Origin of the sequence: Blastopirellula sp. J2-11 (assembly GCF_024584705.1) — a bacterium.
GTDB lineage: Bacteria > Planctomycetota > Planctomycetia > Pirellulales > Pirellulaceae > Blastopirellula.
In genome coordinates, this window is the sequence record NZ_CP097384.1 from 6,361,763 (window position 1) to 6,383,532 (window position 21,770).

Consider the following 21,770-nt stretch of genomic DNA (forward strand, 5'->3'; position numbering starts at 1 on the left):
TCAAAATCCCTCTTCATCTCTTCTCCTCTATTCAGGGAACTATTCGATGACCCGAAACCGTCAAGGATTTACACTGGTCGAATTGCTGGTGGTCATCGCCATCATCGGCGTCTTGATCGCCCTGTTGCTGCCTGCGGTTCAACAGGCTCGCGAAGCGGCACGCCGGATGCAGTGCAGTAATCAAATGAAGCAGTTGGGGCTGGCCTTCCACAACTATCATGACACCGCCGGTCGACTGCCGGTGGCCAATCCGCTTTGCGATAGCGGCAAACGTTGGAACTGGACGCAGATGGTCTTGCCGCAGATGGAAATGGGAGCGTTGTTTGACACGTTTGACTTTGATCTAGCAGCCTGGCAAGGAACCAATTTTCAATATTTGCAGCAGCACCATCCCGCATTCACTTGCCCCTCGAATCCTTTGGCCAATGAACTGCGTGAAGAAGAGAACTTCGCCGCGCCGGATTGGATCATCTCTCAATGCGACTACGCCGCGAATCAAGGAGACTACGCTAACAGCACCGGGATAGGGAGCACGCCTGCCTATGGAAACGTGGGCTGCGACACGCGTAAATCGCGAGGCATGATGAGTCGTTATGGCTGGAGCGCCGCGTTCCGTGACGCGCCGGATGGACTGAGTAATACATTCGCGCTGGGCGAATGCATCGGCACGCTGTCGATTGTGCAAAACTGGGGAACTCAGAGCTTCGCCACGACCGCGCATCCGATCAACTACTTGAATCAATCGCTCATCCTTACGCTACCCACCAACGCCGCGCCCCGTTGGGACGAGTCGATCGGTTTTCGCAGCATGCATCCCGGCGGCGCGTTGTTTCTATATAGCGACGCTTCGGTTCACTTCCTTGCGGAAACTGTCGACGGCGCCACCTATCGCGCCATGGCTTCTCGCAGCGGCCAAGAAGTCTTTGCGATGCCCTAGTCTCCTGGGATCACTCGCCTGATATCTCCTCAAATTTTCGGAGTTCTGTTCATGTTGTTCGACTTACGAAGCGTAAGCGGAATCTTGTTGGTCATCGCCGCTGTTGGTTGTGGTCCGAGTCATCCGCCGGTATTGCCGATTACTGGTCTGGTGACGCTCGACGACCAACCGCTGGAACAAGGGAGTCTGATTTTTGAAGCGCCAGGGCAACGCCCCGCTACAGGAAAAATCAAAGCGGGGGCGATCGTCGAGATGACGACGTTTGACCACAACGATGGCGTTCCGCTTGGCGAACACAAAGTCGCGATCTTCGTCGTCAAGGAAGACTACGCCTATGTGACGCCAGAAAATCCCGGCGTCTCGTCAGGAAGTTCCAACATGCAGGTGACCTCGCTCATCCCGCAGCGCTACAACGATCCGACGACTTCTGGGTTTACCGCGAGCGTCACGAGCGAAGGTGAAAATCACTTCGAGTTCGCGCTAAACTCAAAGAAGTAGTTTCGGCTTAAAGCAGATCGGGCCAGATCGAATCGCTGACCAACAGACCTGCGCTGGTCAGCCGCAGACGATCTTCGGTACGCTCAATCGCGCCGTTGTGCTGGAGACGTTCGAGCGTCTCGCTCGCCAATTGATCGATCGTAAACCCGGTCGCGGCGGCGAAATCGGCCGGATCGATCCCTTCCAAACGGCGCAACCCAAAGATCAGCCGCTCGCGAGCGGTCTCTTCCGGCGTCAGCTCTTCCCATTCGGCGACCGGCGATTCGCCGGCGAGCATCCGCTGGATGTACCGCGTCGTGCTGCGATGATTTGTCTCACGCCGCTGGGCGACATAGCGAGCGGCGCCGGGGCCGAAGGCGAAGTACCCGCCGCCGAGCCAATAGTTTTCGTTATGCGCGCAGCGGCGGTTGGGCCGCGCGAAGTTCGACACTTCGTAATGCTGTAGCCCGGCGGCGGTCAGCATTTCGATCCCGCTGAGATATTGGTCGCGCTGCGTCTCTTCGTCGACTTCTTGCAAATCGTCATGCAACAGGCGATTCCAAAACGTCGTCCCTTTTTCAAAGGTCAGTCCATAGGTCGAAACATGATCGGCGCCCAGCTCGATCGCTTGCCGCACGTCGTCGCGCCACTGGGCGACCGATTCGCCGGGAGCGGCGAAGATAAGATCGATCGCTAGCTGTGCGAACTTCGGCCGCACGCGCTGCGCGGCGTTCAGCGCGTCGGCGCCGCGGTGATCGCGCTCTAACAGTTGCAACTTGGCGTCTCGAAACGACTGCACGCCGAGACTGATTCGGTTGACTCCGGCCGCCGCCAACAGATCCAGCTTCTCCTCGCTCAGGTCGGCCGGGTTCGCTTCGACGCTCCATTCATAGTCGGCTGCCGTCGGAAAACGTTCGGTCGTCAGTTGCAGCAGCTTTTCTAGCTGCGGCGTCGGCAGATGCGTCGGCGTGCCGCCGCCATAGAAAATCGTGTCGACCTCGTGCGGTTGGTCGAGCGTGCGCATCTCCCGCTCGATCGCCTGCAAATAGCCGTCGATCAGATCATCGCGACCGGCGACCAGCGTGAAGTTGCAATAGCCGCAGCGCCGCAAACAGAACGGCACATGCACGTAAACGCTGCGCGGCGTTTTGGTGTCAGCCGGCGATATTAGTTTGCGGTTCACAGCCACAGATGAAGTCGCTGGTCGAGCATATCGGGGAGCTTCTCTTCCACATAATTTTTGATCTGGCGATCGTTGTAGCGCACGCTGAAGTGCCCAGCGATGATCGTTTTGTTTTGGAAACGATCGCGGCGGTCGACCACGTCATCAAGATGGATATGTCCCATCTTATGAATTTTCTCGCGGCGATGATCGGGCGCCAAAAAGGTCATTTCCATAATCAACGTCTCCGCTTCATAGAAAGCAGGGCACGCGTCCATCGCTTCGGGGCGACTATCGCCCAAATAGGCGAGCTTGGGAAACCGATGTTCGTCGGTCACTTCGACCCCAGACAGCCGAATATCGCGAATCTGATCGCCAGGCAAGCTTTGATACTCGGGCTTCAGCTTGCGCCGGCGCTGCCAAACGATATAGCCGACCGAGGGAATCGTATGCTTGGTTGCGACGACCGAAACGATCAGTTCGCGCGAAAGTTCGATCTCGTCGCCTGGTTTGACGCCGATCAGCTCACACGGCATTCCGCCGCGATCAAGTCGCTGGAACGCGGACAGCATTTGCTGCACCGGACCTATCGCCGATTCAGGCAGATAGATCGTCGGCGGATCCATCTTCATCATCCGTCGACGCGAGACGTAGACCGGCAGCGCCGCGACGTGATCGAGATGCGCATGCGTGACAAAACTGGTCGGCGTGCCCATGAAGTCCCACGGCTGCAAACCGAGATCGAAAAGGACCTTCATCTCGGGGATTCGCCAATACGACTGCACCGCCGCCCTCGAGTAGCCCTCGATGGTCAGGTCGTTGACTTCTAGTTTGCGAAGGGGAGCGTTATCGAGCATGCGACAGCACCGGGCTGCGGAATCACGGAAAACTCTTCAGTTTAACGCCTTACGGCGACGATCAACAGAACCCAGTTTTCGCTTACAGGTTCGCATCGACCGCCGAAATCCGCTCCACCAGCCAACTTTATCCCCGTTTTGCGAGTTGAGCGGCGGCGATTTTCTGGGCCACATGCCCTAGTTCCAGCTCGCGCAGAAAGTCTTCCATGGTCGCGTAAATCTCGTCGCTGAGAAACTTCACCGCCCAGTTGTGCTTGAGCGGACTAATCATCAGCACCACCTTGCCGGCGCGGTAAGCCTCCCAGATTTCGATCGCCGTCCCCATCGAAGCCTCGGGAATGTAGGCGACCACCACGTCGACCTCGCCGCACATCGCGTTGTGTTTCAAAAAAACGTCGCGGCCCAAATCGTCGGTATACTCCAGCGACCCGCTATGGTCGGCCCACGGATCGTAGATATCAGCGCCGGGAAAGTGACGCAGCAAGATCTCTTTCAGTTGCGTCCGATAGTCTTGACGATGAACCAGACTGCCAACGTGCGAACCTTGCATGATTCCCGCGAGAAAAAATCGCATCACTTCGTACCAGGATTGGATGGAAGACAAAAAAACCAGGGCAACCGTCGCCGCTTCCATAAAGTACAATACCGAGCGGAAGTTTGTCGACCGCCGCACCTTTGAATCGGAACACCCTGATGGCTACCATCGCCGCTCCTCGCGCGAAAGCTTTACAACTGGTGAAACAACTGCTGGCCATCCCCGGCGGCAGCGGACGCGAGAAGCAAGTCGCCCAGTTTATTGAGGCCGAGCTGCTAGCCGCCGGCGCCGAAAAAAGCTGGTTTCGCTACGACAAAGCGCATCAGCAGGGTCCCATCGCCGACGCCGAAGTCGGCAATCTGGTGGTGACGATTCCCGGCACGATCGCTGCTCCCCGCCGTTTGCTAATGGCTCACATGGATACGGTGCCGCTCTGCGTCGGCTGCACGCCGGTCCGCAAGGGGGATGTGTTAGAATCGCGTGAAGCCGATCGCGGATTGGGCGCCGACGATCGCGCCGGCGTCGCCGTCGTGCTGCACGCCGCTTGTCAGATCTTGCGGAAGAAACTGCCGCACCCGCCGCTGACGCTGCTGTTCACCATCGAAGAAGAGATCGGTCTGCATGGCGCGAAGAACCTGCAGACGTCGCTGCTGAAGAAGCCGGCCCTCGCCTTCAACTGGGACGGCGGATCTCCCACCAAACTGACGATCGGCGCAATCGGCGGCTACCGCATGTTCTTAGACGTGCACGGAATCGCGAGCCATGCAGGGGTCGCCCCCGAGCGCGGCGCCAGCGCGATCACCATCGCTTCGCTGGCGATCGCGCGCTTGCACAAAGCGGGCTGGCTCGGCAAAATCACCAAGAAGAAGAGGGTCGGGACCGCCAACGTGGGCGTGATCAACGGCGGCGCTGCGACCAATGTCGTTTGCGATTCGGTGCAGTTGAAAGCCGAGGCGCGAAGTCACGACGTCGCCTTCTTGCATGACATCGTCGCTCAAATCGAAGCCGCTTTTCGCGACGCCGCCGCCGAGGTGAAGAACGTCGACGGGCAATCAGGATCGGTCGACATCACCGGGCGACTCGACTACGAACCGTTCCTGCTCTCCAAAGACGAACCATCGGTGCAAGTCGCACAGCAAACGCTGGCGGCGCTCGGCCTGGAATCGGAACTGAGCATCGCCAACGGCGGACTTGACGCGAATTGGCTCTTCCGACACGGCGTGCCGGCCGTCACCTTTGGCTGCGGCCAGCGAAACCAACATATGGCGACCGAGCAACTTCATCTCGAGTCGTTCTATCAGGCCTGCGATATCGGCCTGAATATTGCCGTCGGGAAGTGAGGCGATTGAAACTTTGCCGGCACTTCTCTTCGTAGCCCGACGCGCGAGTTTTGAGGTTGCGCTATTTCCCTGGTCGGTAAGAGGCAACGTTCCGCAATACGCCTAAAACCGGCTGCTTGCCATGCCGTTAGAAGTGGCCTGCGCACCAAGAACGGCGAGCTTGGTCTTGATGCCTCTTACGGCTGCGCCGCCCCGATAGCGGAGCTATCGCGGCCAACCGGGGAAACATCGCCGCTTCGTTACTTTTTCACGGTAATCTGCTCAGCCGGCCATTTCAGCTGCTTGCTGACGGCTTGCGCGTAAGCGACCGCTTCGGCGCTTTCGGCGTCGACCTCGATCGCCGCGGTCTCTGCCGCCAGCGCGACGGCTTCCGGCATGTTCATGAACCGGCGGACGTGCAGGAAGATCGGTCCCTGACGATGATCGGTCGGCAGATGAGTCGCTTCGATCTGCGCAACGCTCGGCTCAAAGATCGCCGCATAGACGGCGACCCCCGCGTCGACGCCAGCGGCCGAGATCGTCAGCTTGCCGGGGGCCAGTTGGCCGCAAGCCTGAATCGCACGGCGCGCGTCCCAGACTCGCATCCCGTCAACCGTTTGTCCCAGTTGCAAGAAGCGACGGCGGATGTGTCTGTCCAACTTCTGATCTTGGCTCCATTGCGTCGGACCGACGCCGCGCTGAACTAACAGGAACTGTCGACCGGGAAGCGTCAGCAACTGCTTTGCGGCGTCACTTTTCGGTTGTTCGCCTGCTTCAAGAGCGACCGTCAATTCTTCGATCGCGGTCCACTGCGCTTCGTCGGCAAATTGCAAAGTCGCGCTGTCGCTGTCGTTTTCGATCATGACCAGCGGCAAGGTTACGCCGGGCTGCGTTTCTAGGTCGAAGGTGGTGACGGCGGTTTCGCCGATCTTTCCGGAGGCGACCTTGGTCAACTTTGGCGCGGCGTCCGTCGTCGGCCAACCGTTGAACGATTTTTCGAGCAGCGTCTTCCGCAGTGCGGCGGATTCCGATTTCCAGGCCGCTTCCGAAGCAGGAACTTCTGCGGGCGAAGCGATCGGGACGAACGTCTCTTGGATTTTCGTATTGATCTGATCGGCCGGCAACTCGGCGAAGACTTTCAACTCTCTCCGTTCGAACAGCGGCGTCGCGGCGTCTTCGATCAGCGGCGAATCCCCTTTTAGATGATTGCTCAGCCAATGGAACGCGGGGACGCGAAGCGGTTGCGTGTCGGCATGTCCGCCCGAGACGATGCAGTAGCCGAGATTCTTTTCGGCCCCATACAAGTTGTAGATCTTGCGGGCGGCGAAGAAGGTGCGGGTCACTCCATCCAGCGGAAAGATCGGGTCGCTGTCAGTATTGGCGATCATCAGCGCTCGCGGAGCGACCAGCGAAGGCAACAGCGAGAAATCAAACCGCGGACCATTTACCCAAAACATGCAGTCGCAATGTCCGTTGATGCAATCATCCACGATATGATTTTGCAGATCGGTGATTCCAGCGACCGGAACCGCCGCTTTGATGCGATCGTCGAGCGCCGCGATATACCAGCTATAAGCGCCGCCGCCGCTTCGGCCAGTGACGCCGATCTGCTCACCATCGACATCATCGCGGGCTTGCAGCAGATCGATCGCGCGGACGCAGTTCCAAGCTTCGACGCCGGCCGGCGTGTAACCGCGATTGATCCACCACCACATGTCCAGGTTATGGGTTCCATGATGAAGTCCTTGGATCTCACCCAGTTGCAACGTGTCGATCATCAAGCAAACGAAACCATGCCGCGCGAACCAGGCTCCATGATGCTGGTAGTAGGTTTTGTTCCCCAGACTCACGCCGTCTTCGACCACGCGACCATGTCCGCAAACATAGAGGATCGCCGGCAAGCGGCCTTTCGATTCGGCCGGACGGTAAAGGTTGCCGGTCACATACAAACCGGGGCGCGACTGGAAATGAATCTTCTCGACGACGACCCCTTCCTTCTCCAACGTGCCGGTCGTGGTTACCTGCAGATCAGTCTTTTCCGGCCAGGGTTGGAGACCGAGCATCTCCTTTAATAGATCGTGATATCCAGGTCGTTTAATTTTCCATTCTTCCAGCGAGGTAACGCTCGCAATCGGCTGATTGGTCAGCGCCGTAGTCTCGGCCTGAAAGTAATCACGCAAAGCGGCGTCGCCAGGTTCGGCATGCGCGGATCGCGTGAGACCGTAAGAAAGACTTGCAACGAGCGCAAGCGCAAACAAGAAAACAAGACGACTACGGCTCATAGCAAGTTTCCAACAAGGCGAGTGGCGAAAGGCGGGAAGCTGGGGGATGGGGCGTGAGTTTCTATCCTGGTTGCTTTTTCGCCGCGAGTCAACTCTGTACCGGCGACGAAATCAAGCGGGCGGCGTCATTCAGCCGGCTTCGTCGGGTCCGGCGTCTGGCCGTTTCCTTGGGCATGCAGACTTCCCGAGCGAAACGCGTGGGCCATCGATTTGGGAACTTCGGCTTCGGCCAGCACGAGCTTCGCTCGATTCAGCACGACCTTCGCTTTGTTCTCTTGTTCGGTGGCGACCGCTTCGGCGCGGCGTTGTTCGGCCTTGGCGCGAGCGACGCGGGTATCAGCTTCGGCCTGGTCGTTTTGCAAGCGGGCGCCGATGTTCTCGCCCACGTCGATATCAGCGATGTCGATCGAAACAATCGCATACGCGGTTTGGGCGTCCAGATTGCGATCGAGCACCGCCCGGGTGATCAGGTCAGGATTTTCCAACACCAGCGTATGCGTGGCGCTGGAGCCGATCGCCGAAATGATGCACTCGCCCACGCGGGCGATGACCGTTTCTTCGGTGGCGCCGCCGATCAACTGCTCAAGCGCGGTGCGGACGGTGACTTTCGCGCGGACACGCAGTTCGATACCGTTCTTGGCGATCGCGCTGAGCGTCGATTTGCCGCTGCGGCGCGGATCGGGGCAATCAATCACCTTGGGCGAGACGCTGGTGCGAACCGCTTCGACCACGTCGCGACCAGCCAGATCGATCGCCGCCGCGCGATCAAAGTCGAGCGCAATCTGCGCGCGCTGGGCGGCGATAATCGCATGCATGACCGCCATGACGTTGCCGCCGGCTAGATAGTGCGCTTCCAGTCGTTTGGTGCTGATGCCATCTTTGCGATCGATGCTCAGCCCCGATTGCGAGGCCATGATCTTCGCTTTGACGATCACGCGGCTGTTGACCTGGCGAAAGCTCATGCCGACCAACTCGAACAGCGAGACGCCGGCTTGCGACATGTAGGCCTGGAACCAGAGCGGCCCATACGCCAGCAAGACGATCAAGAAGACGAAGCCGAAAAGGGCGAACATCCCCCCGAGCAAAACGTACAGCATAAATCCGCTGTCGCCATCTTGGGCTAACAGCATCCACGACGCGACGTTCGGCATAAATCTCAACCTCGGCGAACCATTCTGACAGCGATCCTACAACGAGCATGATACCGCACGGCGACATGCTCAGCCAGCAGATTTACGGGGCGATTGGGATCGTTTGCCCCCCGCGGTGGAGATAGACCTGATAAAGCTGCATGTTCAACATTGTCATGACGAACATCATCAAGATCATCGCCGGCAAAATGCCGACGCAGCAAGCGAGAGCCCCGACAATTCCCACGACCATGCCGGCAATCGAGGTGAACAGAATCACAAGAATCTGGTCGAGCCACATTTTCTTGAAGAAATCGATCATGAAGCCAAAGTTAAACCCTTCCGAAAACTCCTTCGTCAAACCAACGCGAATCATCGCCGGCATGGTCACCAGATTGATGAGAATCTGTGCTCCAAATTGGACGACGAACGCGAGGATGGCGAGCACGCCGCGCGCTGGACCATCGGCGGCTTGCGCGGCGAAATTCAGCGCGCCGACGACAATCATCAGGGGAATCGAAAACAGAAGTCCCAAACAAAACATCGCCAGCATGATCCACAATCCGCGCATCAGGTAGTCGCCAAAACGATCAAACGTGAAGCCATGGTAGGGACGTTCGCTGCGCCCCGTCAGGAGCAATGCGATCGCTTCAAACATGTAACCCCACACGACCATCACGCCGAGAATGGGAATCAGCAGCACCAACGACGGCAGCAGCATATTCGTCACCCAATTCGGATGCTCGAAGAACTGCGAAAACGGCCCAAAATAGTCGATCGACTCACGCGGCGGAGCTGGCATGCTCGGCGTATCGGGCGAATCTTGATAGGAATCCCCGCTGGGCGACTGAAATGGATTCGACGGATCGTTTGACATCTAGTTTCCCCCAATCTAGTGATGCGATGATCGTGTACTTCGGCTGCTTGCGTATTTTCATGGGCGCTTTGTCTAGGCGACGCTAAGCGCTTCCTCTTCGTAGCCCGAAGCGCAAGCGAGGGAAATGCGGATGGCAACGCCAAGTTGGTTTGAAATGGCGAGCATATTCCCTTGCTTGCGCTGCGGGCTAGTGTGATGGTTTCTGGCTGTCGCTTACTCGGCCTGCTGCAACTGATGCGACAGCAGCCAGGTGAAGACTTCCGGATTGTCGTAGGTCGCTGTCCAGCTGTCGTGCCCGACGCCGGGGTAGATCGTTAGCTGGACGTCGCCGCCGGCCGCTTTGACGGCTGCGACCATTTCTTGGCTGCGCTTAAGCGGCACCGCTCCATCTTTATCGCCATGAAAAACCCAGAGCGGAGTCGACGTCAGCGCCGCGGCTTGCATCGGATCGCCGCCGCCGCAGATCGGCAACGCCGCGGCGAATTTGTGCGGGTGCTTCGCGACCAGCGACCAGGTTCCAAAGCCGCCCATGCTCAAACCGGTGCAATAGATCCGGGTCGGATCGACGTTGTATTCTTTTTCGACCGTGTCCAGCAGTTGGGTCAGCGCCTCTAGTTTTTCACTGGCGTTCCACCAGACTCCAGGGCTGCACTGCGGCGAAACGACAATGAACGGCAGTTCTTTTGCGGGAACCAATTTGGGCGGGCCATGCTTTTTGACCTGATCCAAATCGGTTCCGCGTTCGCCGGCGCCATGCAAAAAGAGAAGCAGCGGCTTCTTTTCGCCGTCGGCCTTGTAGTCGGTCGGAAGATAGAGCCAATAGCCCAATTTCTCCGGCTCATTTCCCTCGATCTTCACTTCCAGCTCTTGCGCGACTTGCTTGCCGGGCGTCGGGCTGTCGGCAATGGGCTGTTCGGCGGCCATCAGTGCGAAACTCCCAAGTAATATCAAACAGATCGAGGCGAACGATTTGAGCACGGCGATTCTCCGACATAAACGAGTGAAATCGCTTACAGCCTAATAGCGGCTAACGCCGATTGCAATCAGCGACCTTTAACGCAACTGCTGCTTTAGCCAGTCTATCTCGGTCGCAATTCCCGCCGCGAGTTCCTCCTGACGCAATTCGGGCGGCAGCACCGTCCAGGCATAGGTCTCGACTTCAAAATGCTTGATCGGAGCGAGAAGTTCGCGCTGACGCAGCAAGTCAAGGATCTGCCCCTGGGTCGTGCGGAGCGGACCAAACGCATCCAGGTAGATCGGCATGTGAAAATGGATGCGCCAGACGCCGCTGGGCTCTCCCGCGATCGAATTCAACAGGGCAGGGAGGTCGTCGTATAGCTTTCGCTCTCCGCTGGGGGACTGCACCATCGTTTGGTGCAGGTAGCGATCTTCGGCGAATTGCTCCAAGCGCTGAATCGCCGCTTGGCGGTCTTCGTCGGTCAGCGAATCAAATTCGACTTCGATCGCCGACGAGATTTGCACTTTGCCAACGCTGATTCCCGCCGCTGCGTACTGGGACAGGACGGCCGATTGGTCTTCGCACATCACCGCCGCGTGACAAACGTCATGACAGACGCGGATATAGCGCGCCAGCTGCGCGGCGTCACCGGCCGGGAACAAGCGATTCTGAAAAAAGTCGATCATGTCGGCGGTCGTATCGATCGCGCAGCCCGGTTCCGGCTCGATGCAAACATAGATCAAACGACCGGTCGTTTGCTCAAGTTTGGCTAACTCGTTGGAAAGCGTAAGAAAATTGGCCACGGCGGCGGCATACGCTTCTTCGCTGAGCGGCGGATTGCCCCAGGCAATCGGCAACGTCGAGATGCTTCCCTCTTCGCCTGGCGGCAACAACTGATCCAGCACGATCGCCAGATCGAGCGTGTACTGCAGACGGAGCGGATCCATCCAGGTCGGTTCGTAAACGGCGTGCTTGACGACGGCTTGATGGAAGTTGCCATACGGAAATCCGTTCAGCGTGTACGGCATCAACTTGTTGTCGTTGAGAAAACCGCGAAACCGGGCCAGTCGATCTTCGTCGCGCAACTCTTTCGCCGTCACCGCCGACAGCCACAGTCCTACCCCCATTGGTTCGCGCGGAGAAATCAATTCGCGCACGCGCACCGCATGCTTGACCAGGTTCGCTTCGGTCTCGGCAAGATTTGCGCCAGCATGAACATTGGTGCAATATCCGATCCAGTCAGGCAGCGACATCCGGTTCTCCGAGGGGGCAAGAGCATCGTCAAACCGCTTGATCGTAACAGGGATCAACGATTGCTGCGAGTCTCCGCCTCGATTGGCGGTTCTAGCAAAAACAGCAGCGGGATCGCCGCCGCCGAGCGTAAAATCCAAGCCGTGAGGAAATAGGGAAAGTACGCTGCGACATCGCCGCGAATCGCTGCAGGGATCAAACTGTCGGCCAGCGCTCCATCGATCAAGACCGAAACGGCGTAAACCACGCCGGTCAGGCCAAAATAGACGCTGATGTTGGCCGGAGCCTGTTTGGGACCGGCGATCCGCAGCATCATCGCCGCCAGCGCCACGTTCGTGCCGACATAGGCGATCAGCGCCACATAGCTAGCAACATATCCCCATGCTCCTCCCAGATAAAGGAGCGGAGCCAGCGCCACGGTCAACTGGCACGCGATCATCAGACCGCGGCAGCCAACGCGATCAACAATTCGCCCGCACCAGGGCGCGAGAAGCGGTTGCCCGAGACGCATGAGCGCCTGACTCCCCAACACCAGCGCGAGCGATAACCCCAGCGCCTTGTGGATGTAGCTCCAGCCAAGAGCGCTGGAGACCCCGTTGGCCGCCGAAAAGCAAACGCCGTAAATTAACAATCGACGTAGCGGCCGACTACGTAGCAGCGCTTCCCCCGCCGGCAAAGGTTTCCGATCTCCCAAGCGGGCCGGCATATCGATCATCCCCAGCAATGGGATCAGCGCGGCGCCCAGCAGCAGCGCACCGCCGGTCGCCAAGATCAGCAACAGCGGCAACCGCGGCGCAGCGACAAATTGCTGGCGATACCAAACATCGAGTGCGCTGACCGCAACAAAGCCGACCAGGCGGCCGATGTTGAGCCAAAACTCGCGGCGCCCTGCGAAGCGTCCGTAGAAGCGCCCTGGAATGAGGAGCGAAAACCAACTCCAGAGACAGATCGTGCCGAGATATTCGCACAAGTGATAGAGACACCAGCAGAGGACCAGCGCCGTCAGGCTGAGCGTTTTGCTGGGAAGCACTCCGGGATAAGCCGCCGTCGGCAATAACAGCAGCAACACGACCGATGCAAAATAGAAAAGCAAGCAAGGAAGCCGATGGCCGCGAAAGCTGGCCAGAATGCGCGGTCCAAACCAACGCAACACGCCGGCAAGTTGCGGCGCTGCGATGATCCAGGCGATCAGCGTACTGCTGGCGCCCAGCTCTTGCGCCAAATAGATGACCAGGGACGTGCTGATGACGCCGTTACCAAACGCCCAGACGCCGGCGTTGGCGCTCGCGGCCGAGATCGCATGGCGGCGGTCAGCGGAGGTGATCGAGTCGGCGGCGAGCATGCGGTCGTTTCACCGGGCGCTATTCACAGCAGGGCAGGCCGTGCCTGCCGAATCAACGGATGGAGAATCAATTCGGCAGGCACGGCCTATCCTACTTCTACTTCGCCGATTCTCCGTCCATGCGATAGATCGCCAAATGCTTGCCGTCGCCCCCTTTGTATTCCTTCACCTCGAAGACGCCTTCGACGGTAATCGGACGAACGGTAAAGTCGACGCCGGCGCCTGTCATCTCGACTAATACGCAGTCGTAAAGCGCCGCGCCTGGGCCAAAACAGCATTCCATGTTGTCGCGCACCAGCACAAACTGCTTAATGCCGCGCGATTCAAAACTAGGCAAGATATAGCCGCGAATCCGAATCTTCTGGTTTCCTAGTTCTTCGATCCGCTCGGGCAACATCGACCGCGTGAAGGGCTCTCCCTTTTCCATCTCAAAGGCGATGTCGTCAAACGTCAGGTCTTGCACGCCTGGCTTGCGCGGCAAGGTTTTGTCAGGAGCCAGCGCTTTGGTCGGTGCGGTCGAAGCGGTGGCCGTCGGCGTCGTTTTCTCGTCGTCTGGTTGGGCCGGCATTGCGTCGCTCGTCTCTTCCGGTTTCGTCGTCTCGACTTGCGGAACGTCGCTCTTCGGTTCGACTGCCGGCGTTGTCGGTTCGATCGCTTCGGCTGGCGTTGTCTCGGGTGACAGAACGCCGTCGAGACCGGTCATATTGGACGAGTAGGGAGTCCCCTCAGGCGTCGCCGGAGCACAGGCGGCGTAGAACAAAAGAATCGCGAAGGCTGAAAATATCGCGACGGCTGAGCAGCGGATCCACATAGGCGAGCTTGGGGGGGAAAGAGTCGCGGCAATCGTGAAGCGTTTACTTCACGTAGTCGGCGTCGATTTCACTTGACGTAATCGGCATCAATCTCATAGTAGACCCCGGTCAGGTCTTTCATCTGGTGCAAATGCTTGTTGATCGTCAGCGTACCCCCAATCTTACGCCGATTGTAAGACCAATTGACTCGCAGCGGATCACGCAGACGAACTTCGATCATATCGGTCAGCTTGGGCTGGCCGCCGAAACAGCAAGTATCAAAGTCCGGCACCAACACAAAGCGGTTCAGACCTTCTTTTTGATCATGCGGATAGACGTAGCCGTTGATCAGCACGCGCTTGCCGTCAAACTTCCACGCTTTTTCAGGAACGACCGCGGTATTGCCCAGATCCGGCTGCAGCGAGCCAAAGGCCATAACTTCGTATCCCTCGGGGATGTTCACGTACTCTTCGTAGTAATAGCGGCTTGGGCTCAGCACCAGCGCCAGCGCGCTGAGCGCCGTTCCGGCGATCGCGACATTACGACCGGTCACCAGATCACGATTTCGGTCGACGGTTCGAATGGTGAACAAGCCGAAGCCAACGCCGACAACCGCCAACGGCAATAACGAGACGGAAAAAATCGACAACAAGCTCAAAATGCCGACTATCAGCGCGCCAACCGCCAATCCGCTCAGCGATCGATAACGATCGTAATCGGGCTGTCCGTCAGGAGTTTGAGCTGAGGGTGAATCCAATGTCGCAGTCATGAGTCGTTCAGGATAAGTTCGAAAAGTCGTAGGCTTCGTGCGTCTAGTCAGGAATCGCCTTCGCTGGCGATTCGCTACTGATTTGATGATTGCGTTACGCGCTGGGCGCTTGATAAGGACTTCGCAAGATCAGCCACATCCCCAAGGCCAGTAGCAAACCGACAACCAGCGGCGTCGCCACCAGAACCAGTCGATTTGCCGACGGGGCTTCCGCCGCTTGCGGATTTTGAATCGCGTCGGCCAACAAACGATCGCCGCGAGTCGCAAAACGTTCTGCAGACGTTGCCTCGGCGGCCGGCTCGGTCGTCGGCTCTTTCGCTTGGTCGGTCGCAATGACCGGTGGTTCGGTGACGTCGACGGCCGCTGCTTTGTCTTCGTTCAGCGGAGCTTCCTCGATGTCGTCGGATTCCGTGTCCGCCGTCAGCTCCTGCGTGGTCTCGGCCGAGACCAGCTGCACGCCTACTTTTTGGTCCGCCATTGCGATCGCCTGCTCGGCGTCGCGCGACGGAGTGACTCCCGAGTTGCGGAACGGGAAGAAGGTTTGCGCCCGCTTCATCGCTTCGGGATCCACTTTTTCCAGTTCGGCCAGCGCTTCTTTGGCTTCCGGCTTCGGGCAGGCCATCAAGTAACGAATCACCGGCACACGCACCCAGCTCGAATCATCATTCGCTTCTTTGAACAGCTTCGACAGTCGATCGATCACCGACCAGTCTTCCCAGCGAGCGAGGTCGACAATCACCAAGTCGGCCAGCGACGGGCGATCGAGCATCAAATGCAACCCTTGCAGCAGACGTTCACGCGGAATGATGTCGGTCTCGGTTCCATGAAAGCGAATCGCCATGATCGCGGCGTAGGTGTCGGCGTATTCCGCTTCTTTGTCTTCCAGAAACAACTTCTCGATCAACGGCATGCCGTCGGCGCCGCCGAGAGTCAAATAGCAACCGATCAGCGCGTCGAGACCCGCCTTCTGTTTGCGATCATCGCTTTTCAGCATCGTTTCTAAAAAGGGCAAATCGGCTTTGCTGCCGCAGACGCCCAGCATGGTGAAGTACAGCCGGCGATGATTCGCCTGCAGATCGTCTTTCTTCAGCCACTCGATCAGTTGATCGTGATTCATTTCGGGCTTCAGCGAGTGCAACCAATCGTAGGGCGCTTTGGCGAACTCGTCGTAGGCGTCGCGCGCCGCCATGTCGTCTTTCCCTTCCAGATACTTCTGGAAGTAGATCAGGCGGTGATAGTCGTCTTTCGGCTGCTTGATCGAGCCGAGGATATAGTCGACGGTCGAATCTTCGAGCAGCGTCGGCGTCGACCACATCAGATTGGTCGGGTCCGAGCCCATGATCAAAAACTTGCGTCCTTCACGTCCTTCGCCGTAATAGAGCGTTTCGACACTCTTGGCGTCGTTGAGATGCTCTTTCCCTTTGATCACCTGCGTGATGATGAAGTTCGCTTTGACGCCGCCGATGCTCGGATCGGGGGTCGTCGCCGGAACCTTTTCGAGCTTGGCGATCAGCGCCACGTCCATCGACTCGATTTCTTCCGAGAACGTTTGCGAGACGGCCGCACAAAACGGACAGGCCAGCGCCGTGGACAGCGGAGCCGTGGCCAACACTGTCAAAATTAAAAGCCAGGTCAGAACAGAGCGCATCGACTTCTCGCAGGCAGGGAAGGGAAGGATCAGTCGCCGAGCGACTCGGCCACATCGGTCTTATAAGCAGTATACGCCGGTATGAAACCAACCAGCACCGCCAACAGGATCAAGCCGGGAACGATCAGCAGCTCCAGGCTGAGCATCTCCCGCAGGTAGGAAGGCAACGCATTTATTATGGCGGGTCCCATCCACAATTCAAACGTCATCGGTAAAGGGGCCAAGTCGAAAAAGCCGATCGAGACGCCGGTTTTCGCTTCAATCATCGGACTGGCCGAGGCCATCATCGCGTGCCCGGCGATCCAGCCGATCAGGCCGCCACCGACCGACAAAATAACGGATTCCAGCAAAATAACCATCATCACCGTGCCGCGACTGGCGCCCAACGCACGCATCACCGCAATTTCATGTTTGCGGTCGTTCATTGAGTTGTAAATGCTTACCAGGATTGAGATTCCGGAGACAATGCAGATCATCACCGTGATGACTAGCAGCAGCGTCTGGATCGGTGAGACGATCAATTCAAACAGATTCGAGATTTCTAAGACCGGCAGCACCACTTGGGCGACATTTCCCTCGTTGACGGCGTTGCGGATGAAAATTGGCGAAAATGGGTCATTGGTCCGAATCAGCACCGCGGTCACTTCGCGCTGGTCAATCGGCAGCGGAGAACGACGCAGGGAGGCCTCTTTTTTGGTTTCTGGCGAAGAATCTGGCGCCTCGTCGTCGACCGGCTTGGCGTGCCCCTCCATCAAATAGAAGCCTTCCATGTTGATGAAGACCCCCCGATCATTCGGCGTGCCGGAGGGTTCCAGGATGCCGACCACGATGAACGGAGACTCGTCGTGGGCGTGTCCTTCGTCCGAGCCGTGCGCCGCAGCGATCTTGTCCCCCAGCTTCAGACCGGTTTCGCGGGCGACGATCGAGCCGACGACGGCTTCGTAATAGCCATGCTCCTGGTCCCAAGTTTTGAAGTTGCGTCCCTGGGCGAAGCGATAACGGGGCTCTTCGGCGTTGTATTGATCGCGGAACAGCTCGAAAAACTTGGGGAGCGTTCCGATCACGCGAAAGCGTTTGAAGTAGTCGCCCAGACAGACCGGAATCGCGAAGTCGGTATTGCCTGCGTACTTGCCATCCTTTAGTTCGCTGAGCGTACTCTCAGGCATCAGCTCCAGCTCTTTTTTCTGCTGGTCGGCGGAAAGGAACTCTTGGTAGAACGTGTAAGGAATGTTCTCGACCGGCTCACTCAAGTAGTAAGTCGTATTCAGGACCAGCTGCAGCTTGCCCCCTTTCGCTCCGGCGATCAAACCATATCCCAGGTTCGAATTGCCCATGAACGAATCGGAGACCATGCCGTAAGTCAGCAAGACCGCGGTCACCAAAGCGACCCCCATCGCCATCGACAAGGCCGTCAAACTGGATGCGAGCGCCCGTTGGGTGACGCTGCGCCATGCAATCGCCCACCGCGTCATGACGTCACCTTGCTCATTTGATTGATCTCGTCCAAACGTTCGACCCGGTCAAACTGACCGGCTACTTCCAGCGAGTGCGTCACCATCATCAAAGCGATCTTTTCTTCGTTGCAGGTTTGGCGAATCAAATCGATGATTGATTGCTGATTGCCCGGATCGACGTTGGCGGTCGGTTCGTCCGCCAACAACAGGCGCGGTCGATTCGCCAAGGCGCGTGCGACGGCGACGCGTTGCTGTTCGCCCACCGACATCGTCTTCGGCTTGTGACTCATGCGTTCCGCCAGCCCGACGCGTTCCAGCAGCTGAATCGCACGGCCGCGATCGGTTCCGCGGCCCGAGAAGGCCATCCCCAGCAAAACGTTCTCCAGCGCCGTAAAAGCCGGCAACAAGTTAAACGTTTGAAAGACATAGCCAATCTTCTCGGCTCGCAAACGATCCCGGCCTTGCTCAGACAAGCGGCGGAGATCGATGCCGTCGATCTGCACGCTGCCAGAGTCGGCATGGCTGATCCCCGAGATGACATGCAGCAGGGTCGTTTTTCCGCACCCGCTGCGCCCGATCAGGATCATCTGCTCGGCGTCAGATAGCTCAAATCGGGGGATATCGAGGATGGGAAGCGGTTGGCCGTTGGGCTCAATGTACGACTTTTTGACGTTTTCCAGCAGCAGCATGTTGCTTGTCTGTCTAACGTTAGAGCAATGAAAGGGGAATGGTCAGCCGCCCCGCAAGAGCAATTCCGACCGAACCGGGAAACCGTTTATTGAAGTTCAGTCAGCCCCGATCGTCCAGGGCTGCGAGCCTACTTTTTGCAAATCGTTTGTAGAAACTTCATTACGGGATCGCTAGCAAAAAGGTTCGCAACGGTTGTAACAACACGTTAAACTCGCTCTTTCCTCCCAACTTTCCCCTTCGCAAATCCCCGCCGGACTCTTCTCATGCAACGCCATGTATTGCCGCTCTTCTTGCTGTTAGCCGCTTCGATCGCCCACGCAGAACCAAGCAAGACGCCTGAGACCGACATGCTCACGTCGCAACCGGGAGTCGTTTCGGTAGAGTATCTCACCGACGGCGCTCCGCATGACAGTTGCCATGCTTCGACGATCGCCCAAACTCCGGCTGGGTTTGTCGCCGCCTGGTTTGGCGGCACGCGAGAAGGCGCCAAGGATGTCGGCATTTATTTCAATCGCCAAGTAGACGGCAAGTGGATCACGCCGATCGAAGTCGCCAATGGGGTGCAGTACGTTTCGTCCGCGGGCAAAGAGCATCGCCATCCTTGCTGGAACCCAGTGCTGCATCAAGCGCAAGACGGCACGCTGATGCTGTTCTACAAGTGCGGGCCTACTCCCAGCACCTGGTGGGGCATGTTGATGACGTCCAACGATAACGGCGCTACCTGGAGCGAGCCCCAGCGGTTGCCGGAAGGAATCGATGGGCCCGTCAAAAACAAAGCAATCGAGCATGACGGGCGCTTGGTCTGTCCCTCAAGCAGCGAAAACGTCGGCTGGCGCTTGCACTTGGAAATGACGTCCGATCAAGGGCGCACGTGGACACGCGTCGGCCCGCTGAATGATGGAACCAAGATCGGCGCGATTCAGCCGAGCGTGCTGATCTATCCCAACGGCCGCTGGCAGATTTTGGCGCGCGATCGTAACAATAACGGCAACGTCTGGTCGACCTGGAGCGATGACCAGGGAATCACCTGGACGCCGCTCGTTTCGTCCGGCTTGCCGAATCCGAACAGCGGAACCGACGCCGTGATGCTGGCCGATGGTCGAGCGCTACTGGTCTACAACCACACCCAGCGCAGCGGACCTTTCCCCAACGGGCGCAATATGCTCAACGTCGCGGTCAGCCAAGATGGGCAAACATGGGACGCGGCGCTCGTGCTTGAAAAGAGCGCCGGCGAGTTTTCGTATCCGGCGGTCATTCAAACGCCGGACGGTCTGGTCCACATCACCTACACCTGGCGGCGAAAAAAGATTCGCCATGTCACGCTCGATCCGACCAAACTGCAAACCAAGCCGATCGTCGATGGCGCTTGGCCGCTGTAGCCAACGTTCATTTTGACTGTAGTTCGAGCGGAATCGTGTTTTTCCCGGCTTCCACCGTCGCGGTGAGCCCCGAATCGCGGGGATTATCGTACTTTTTCGGCACGATATAGGTCTTTTTGGCGACCACCTGGCGAGAACTACTCGCCGGAGTTGGTCCGGTGACCGCTTTTCGTACGGCGATCTGGTATTCGCCGGGGAGCGTGCCGCCGGCGAATTCCGCCTCTTTTCCTTCGCCAGGCGCTAGGACGGTCAAATGATACAGCCCGCTCGAATCGGTATATCCGTTGGCGGTAGCCCCTTGGTCTTCAATCACCGGAACAAACTCGACGGTCGCGCCTTCAACGGGAACTCCATCGAGCGTCACAACTCCTTCTACATACTCGGTTTGAAGTACGTTTGCATTACCGGTGCATCCCATCAACGCGGCGATAACCGCCAAGCTGATGCTTTGGTAAAACCTGGGAATCGCAGCCATTGCGTCAAACTCCACCTAAAACATTCGTAACAGATAAAACCGGTTTCGCCTCGACTTCCCTAGCGATGTCGAGGCGTTGCATGGATCTTCGTCCACCGCAGTCGCGGCAGCAGAACTACGGGAGAGACGTCACTTCGCCACCGCTGGAAGTCCCCAACGAGCCCCAAACGCCGTAGAGAGAGGGACCGGTATATCGCTGCGGTTCGCTCGGCGGATTGGGGGTATCGGCGACGCGGAGACTGGGATCACCGGCATCGATCGTGTCAGGGATGAACTTGACCGCCCCATCTCCAAATACGACGTTGACGCCGCCGGGGTGATAACTGCTGGCCGTCATCAACTCATTGTCGAGCGTTCCTCCAGAGTCGTTCGAGCAGGAGGGGGAGTTTGGGGGAAGCACGACATGCCACTGCGTAAACACGGTGTGCGCGTCGGCCCAACGCCAGCCTGGCAACTCGTTATCTCCACGAGAGTAGACGCCGCCGGTCAAAGTGCCGCTCGGCCCACGCCGCGCCGAACAAATGCTCGCAGCGTCTCCATTGCTGTATCCGACGCTGTTGGCGACTCCTTGGCCAATTTTTTGGCTTCCGATGACGCCGATCTTCATTTCCGTCAGAAACAACGTATTGCTCGATCCATCGGTCAAGCTGCTGAACTTTTTCGTCACGCGGTATTGATTGCCAAAGACGCCGCGGCATTCCCACCAATCCCAGGGGTTCCAATAGTCGCCGCGATTGACGTGATAGCTGTTACGCCCCATTTCGCCTGCATTGGTCGCCGAGTTTCCATCGGAAGGACAAAGCAACGTTTGAACGGACGTTCGCAATAACGTCGTGCCATTCCAGGGGAATTCCGTCCCTACATGCGTGCTGACGAACTGATCATACATCGCTTGTTGCTCAAGATACGGCAACAACACGGTGATGTAGCTCCAGCGGCCGCGATCATCGTGGTGATACTCATCGGGGTTGGTCCGGCTGAAATCGCGAAACGCGTCCTGATGCGACCCCCCCGGGAATTTCCCGAACGTATCGTGAAAATTGTGGGTGGCCAGCCCCATTTGCTTGAGCTGATTGGTGCACTGCATGCGTCGTGCAGCTTCGCGAGCCTGCTGAACCGCCGGCAACAGCAGAGCGATCAAAACCCCAATAATGGCGATTACCACTAGTAACTCAACCAGCGTAAAACCTTTTTTACGTGTTAGCATAGTATGTCCTTCCGGATAAATATAAGACCGATCCACCACCGCCAGACGTGTTTCCCGCCTAGGGATTCTTTTTCTACCGCAGACGAGGGTTAACGGAAGCTACGATTCTACCGACAGAATAGCAAAACTCCAACAAAAAAACCTGACTTCCGTTATTATTAGTTTCTGCGCGATATTTTCGTTCGGTCACATATCTCAAAACATACCAGTATTGCAATTTATGTCTCCAC

20 protein-coding genes are annotated in these 21,770 nt (G+C 57.9%); 4 read left to right on the forward strand and 16 right to left on the reverse strand.

The genetic code is table 11. From position 1 onward, the window contains the following. Positions 1 to 46 precede the first annotated feature (46 nt). Both M4951_RS25260 and M4951_RS25265 read left to right on the forward strand, forming a co-directional pair. On the forward strand, positions 47 to 937 hold the full coding sequence (locus M4951_RS25260) for a DUF1559 domain-containing protein (protein ID WP_262024371.1): 891 nt from the start codon (positions 47 to 49) through the stop codon (positions 935 to 937). Positions 938 to 988: 51 nt separating this feature from the next. Next, positions 989 to 1,435: a hypothetical protein gene (locus M4951_RS25265; RefSeq protein ID WP_262024372.1), complete on the forward strand. Its 447-nt coding sequence runs from the start codon at positions 989 to 991 to the stop codon at positions 1,433 to 1,435. 7 nt (positions 1,436 to 1,442) lie between these two features. On the opposite strand, the gene hemW is transcribed toward M4951_RS25265, so the two are convergent. The 3 genes from hemW to M4951_RS25280 form a co-directional block, all read right to left on the reverse strand. Beyond that, positions 1,443 to 2,603 carry a radical SAM family heme chaperone HemW gene (hemW, locus tag M4951_RS25270; protein WP_262024373.1) on the reverse strand — a complete coding sequence of 387 codons (1,161 nt, stop codon included), beginning with the start codon at positions 2,601 to 2,603 and terminating at the stop codon, positions 1,443 to 1,445. Next, positions 2,594 to 3,433 carry an MBL fold metallo-hydrolase gene (locus tag M4951_RS25275; protein ID WP_262024374.1) on the reverse strand — a complete coding sequence of 280 codons (840 nt, stop codon included), beginning with the start codon at positions 3,431 to 3,433 and terminating at the stop codon, positions 2,594 to 2,596. The genes hemW and M4951_RS25275 overlap by 10 nt, the downstream gene beginning before the upstream one ends. A gap of 127 nt (positions 3,434 to 3,560) precedes the next feature. Then, complete coding sequence (locus M4951_RS25280; protein WP_262024375.1) at positions 3,561 to 4,106, reverse strand: hypothetical protein; 546 nt, start codon at positions 4,104 to 4,106, stop codon at positions 3,561 to 3,563. Positions 4,107 to 4,126: 20 nt separating this feature from the next. Here M4951_RS25280 and M4951_RS25285 point away from each other — a divergent pair, with 20 nt between their 5' ends. Continuing rightward, on the forward strand, positions 4,127 to 5,308 hold the full coding sequence (locus M4951_RS25285; RefSeq protein WP_262024376.1) for a M20/M25/M40 family metallo-hydrolase: 1,182 nt from the start codon (positions 4,127 to 4,129) through the stop codon (positions 5,306 to 5,308). Positions 5,309 to 5,547: 239 nt separating this feature from the next. Here M4951_RS25285 and M4951_RS25290 read toward each other — a convergent pair whose 3' ends face one another. The 11 genes from M4951_RS25290 to M4951_RS25340 all read right to left on the reverse strand — a co-directional run bounded on the left by M4951_RS25290 (position 5,548) and on the right by M4951_RS25340 (position 18,478). Beyond that, on the reverse strand, positions 5,548 to 7,569 hold the full coding sequence (locus M4951_RS25290) for an alpha/beta hydrolase (protein ID WP_262024377.1): 2,022 nt from the start codon (positions 7,567 to 7,569) through the stop codon (positions 5,548 to 5,550). A 125-nt stretch (positions 7,570 to 7,694) separates the two neighbouring features. Next, complete coding sequence (gene floA / locus M4951_RS25295) at positions 7,695 to 8,720, reverse strand: flotillin-like protein FloA (protein ID WP_262024378.1); 1,026 nt, start codon at positions 8,718 to 8,720, stop codon at positions 7,695 to 7,697. Positions 8,721 to 8,802: 82 nt separating this feature from the next. Next, on the reverse strand, positions 8,803 to 9,576 hold the full coding sequence (locus M4951_RS25300; RefSeq protein WP_262024379.1) for a DUF4013 domain-containing protein: 774 nt from the start codon (positions 9,574 to 9,576) through the stop codon (positions 8,803 to 8,805). Positions 9,577 to 9,789: 213 nt separating this feature from the next. Further along, the gene (locus M4951_RS25305) at positions 9,790 to 10,500 is read right to left on the reverse strand and encodes a prolyl oligopeptidase family serine peptidase (RefSeq protein ID WP_262024380.1); all 711 of its coding nucleotides are present in this window, start codon (positions 10,498 to 10,500) and stop codon (positions 9,790 to 9,792) included. 129 nt (positions 10,501 to 10,629) lie between these two features. After that, entirely contained in the window at positions 10,630 to 11,787 is a 1,158-nt protein-coding gene (eboE, locus tag M4951_RS25310; protein ID WP_262024381.1) for a metabolite traffic protein EboE, read from the reverse strand. Between the two features lie 53 nt (positions 11,788 to 11,840). Next, positions 11,841 to 13,127, reverse strand: coding sequence for an MFS transporter (locus tag M4951_RS25315; RefSeq protein ID WP_262024382.1), 1,287 nt, complete (start codon positions 13,125 to 13,127; stop codon positions 11,841 to 11,843). A 97-nt stretch (positions 13,128 to 13,224) separates the two neighbouring features. Further along, the gene (locus M4951_RS25320) at positions 13,225 to 13,938 is read right to left on the reverse strand and encodes a DUF3299 domain-containing protein (protein ID WP_262024383.1); all 714 of its coding nucleotides are present in this window, start codon (positions 13,936 to 13,938) and stop codon (positions 13,225 to 13,227) included. 68 nt (positions 13,939 to 14,006) lie between these two features. After that, the gene (locus tag M4951_RS25325; protein WP_262024384.1) at positions 14,007 to 14,687 is read right to left on the reverse strand and encodes a DUF3299 domain-containing protein; all 681 of its coding nucleotides are present in this window, start codon (positions 14,685 to 14,687) and stop codon (positions 14,007 to 14,009) included. A 94-nt stretch (positions 14,688 to 14,781) separates the two neighbouring features. Then, positions 14,782 to 16,335, reverse strand: coding sequence for a hypothetical protein (locus tag M4951_RS25330; protein WP_262024385.1), 1,554 nt, complete (start codon positions 16,333 to 16,335; stop codon positions 14,782 to 14,784). Between the two features lie 29 nt (positions 16,336 to 16,364). Next, positions 16,365 to 17,807, reverse strand: a complete 1,443-nt coding sequence (locus tag M4951_RS25335; RefSeq protein ID WP_262024386.1) for an ABC transporter permease — start codon at positions 17,805 to 17,807, stop codon at positions 16,365 to 16,367. After that, entirely contained in the window at positions 17,804 to 18,478 is a 675-nt protein-coding gene (locus M4951_RS25340) for an ABC transporter ATP-binding protein (RefSeq protein ID WP_262024387.1), read from the reverse strand. The genes M4951_RS25335 and M4951_RS25340 overlap by 4 nt, the downstream gene beginning before the upstream one ends. A gap of 264 nt (positions 18,479 to 18,742) precedes the next feature. On the opposite strand from M4951_RS25340, the gene M4951_RS25345 reads away from it, so the two are divergent. Further along, complete coding sequence (locus tag M4951_RS25345; protein ID WP_262024388.1) at positions 18,743 to 19,858, forward strand: sialidase family protein; 1,116 nt, start codon at positions 18,743 to 18,745, stop codon at positions 19,856 to 19,858. A gap of 7 nt (positions 19,859 to 19,865) precedes the next feature. Here M4951_RS25345 and M4951_RS25350 read toward each other — a convergent pair whose 3' ends face one another. Continuing rightward, positions 19,866 to 20,333 carry a carboxypeptidase-like regulatory domain-containing protein gene (locus M4951_RS25350; protein ID WP_262024389.1) on the reverse strand — a complete coding sequence of 156 codons (468 nt, stop codon included), beginning with the start codon at positions 20,331 to 20,333 and terminating at the stop codon, positions 19,866 to 19,868. A gap of 115 nt (positions 20,334 to 20,448) precedes the next feature. Continuing rightward, a complete protein-coding gene (locus M4951_RS25355) occupies positions 20,449 to 21,540 on the reverse strand; it encodes a DUF1559 domain-containing protein (RefSeq protein ID WP_315985748.1) in 1,092 nt (363 codons plus the stop codon). Between the last annotated feature and the right edge of the window lie 230 nt (positions 21,541 to 21,770).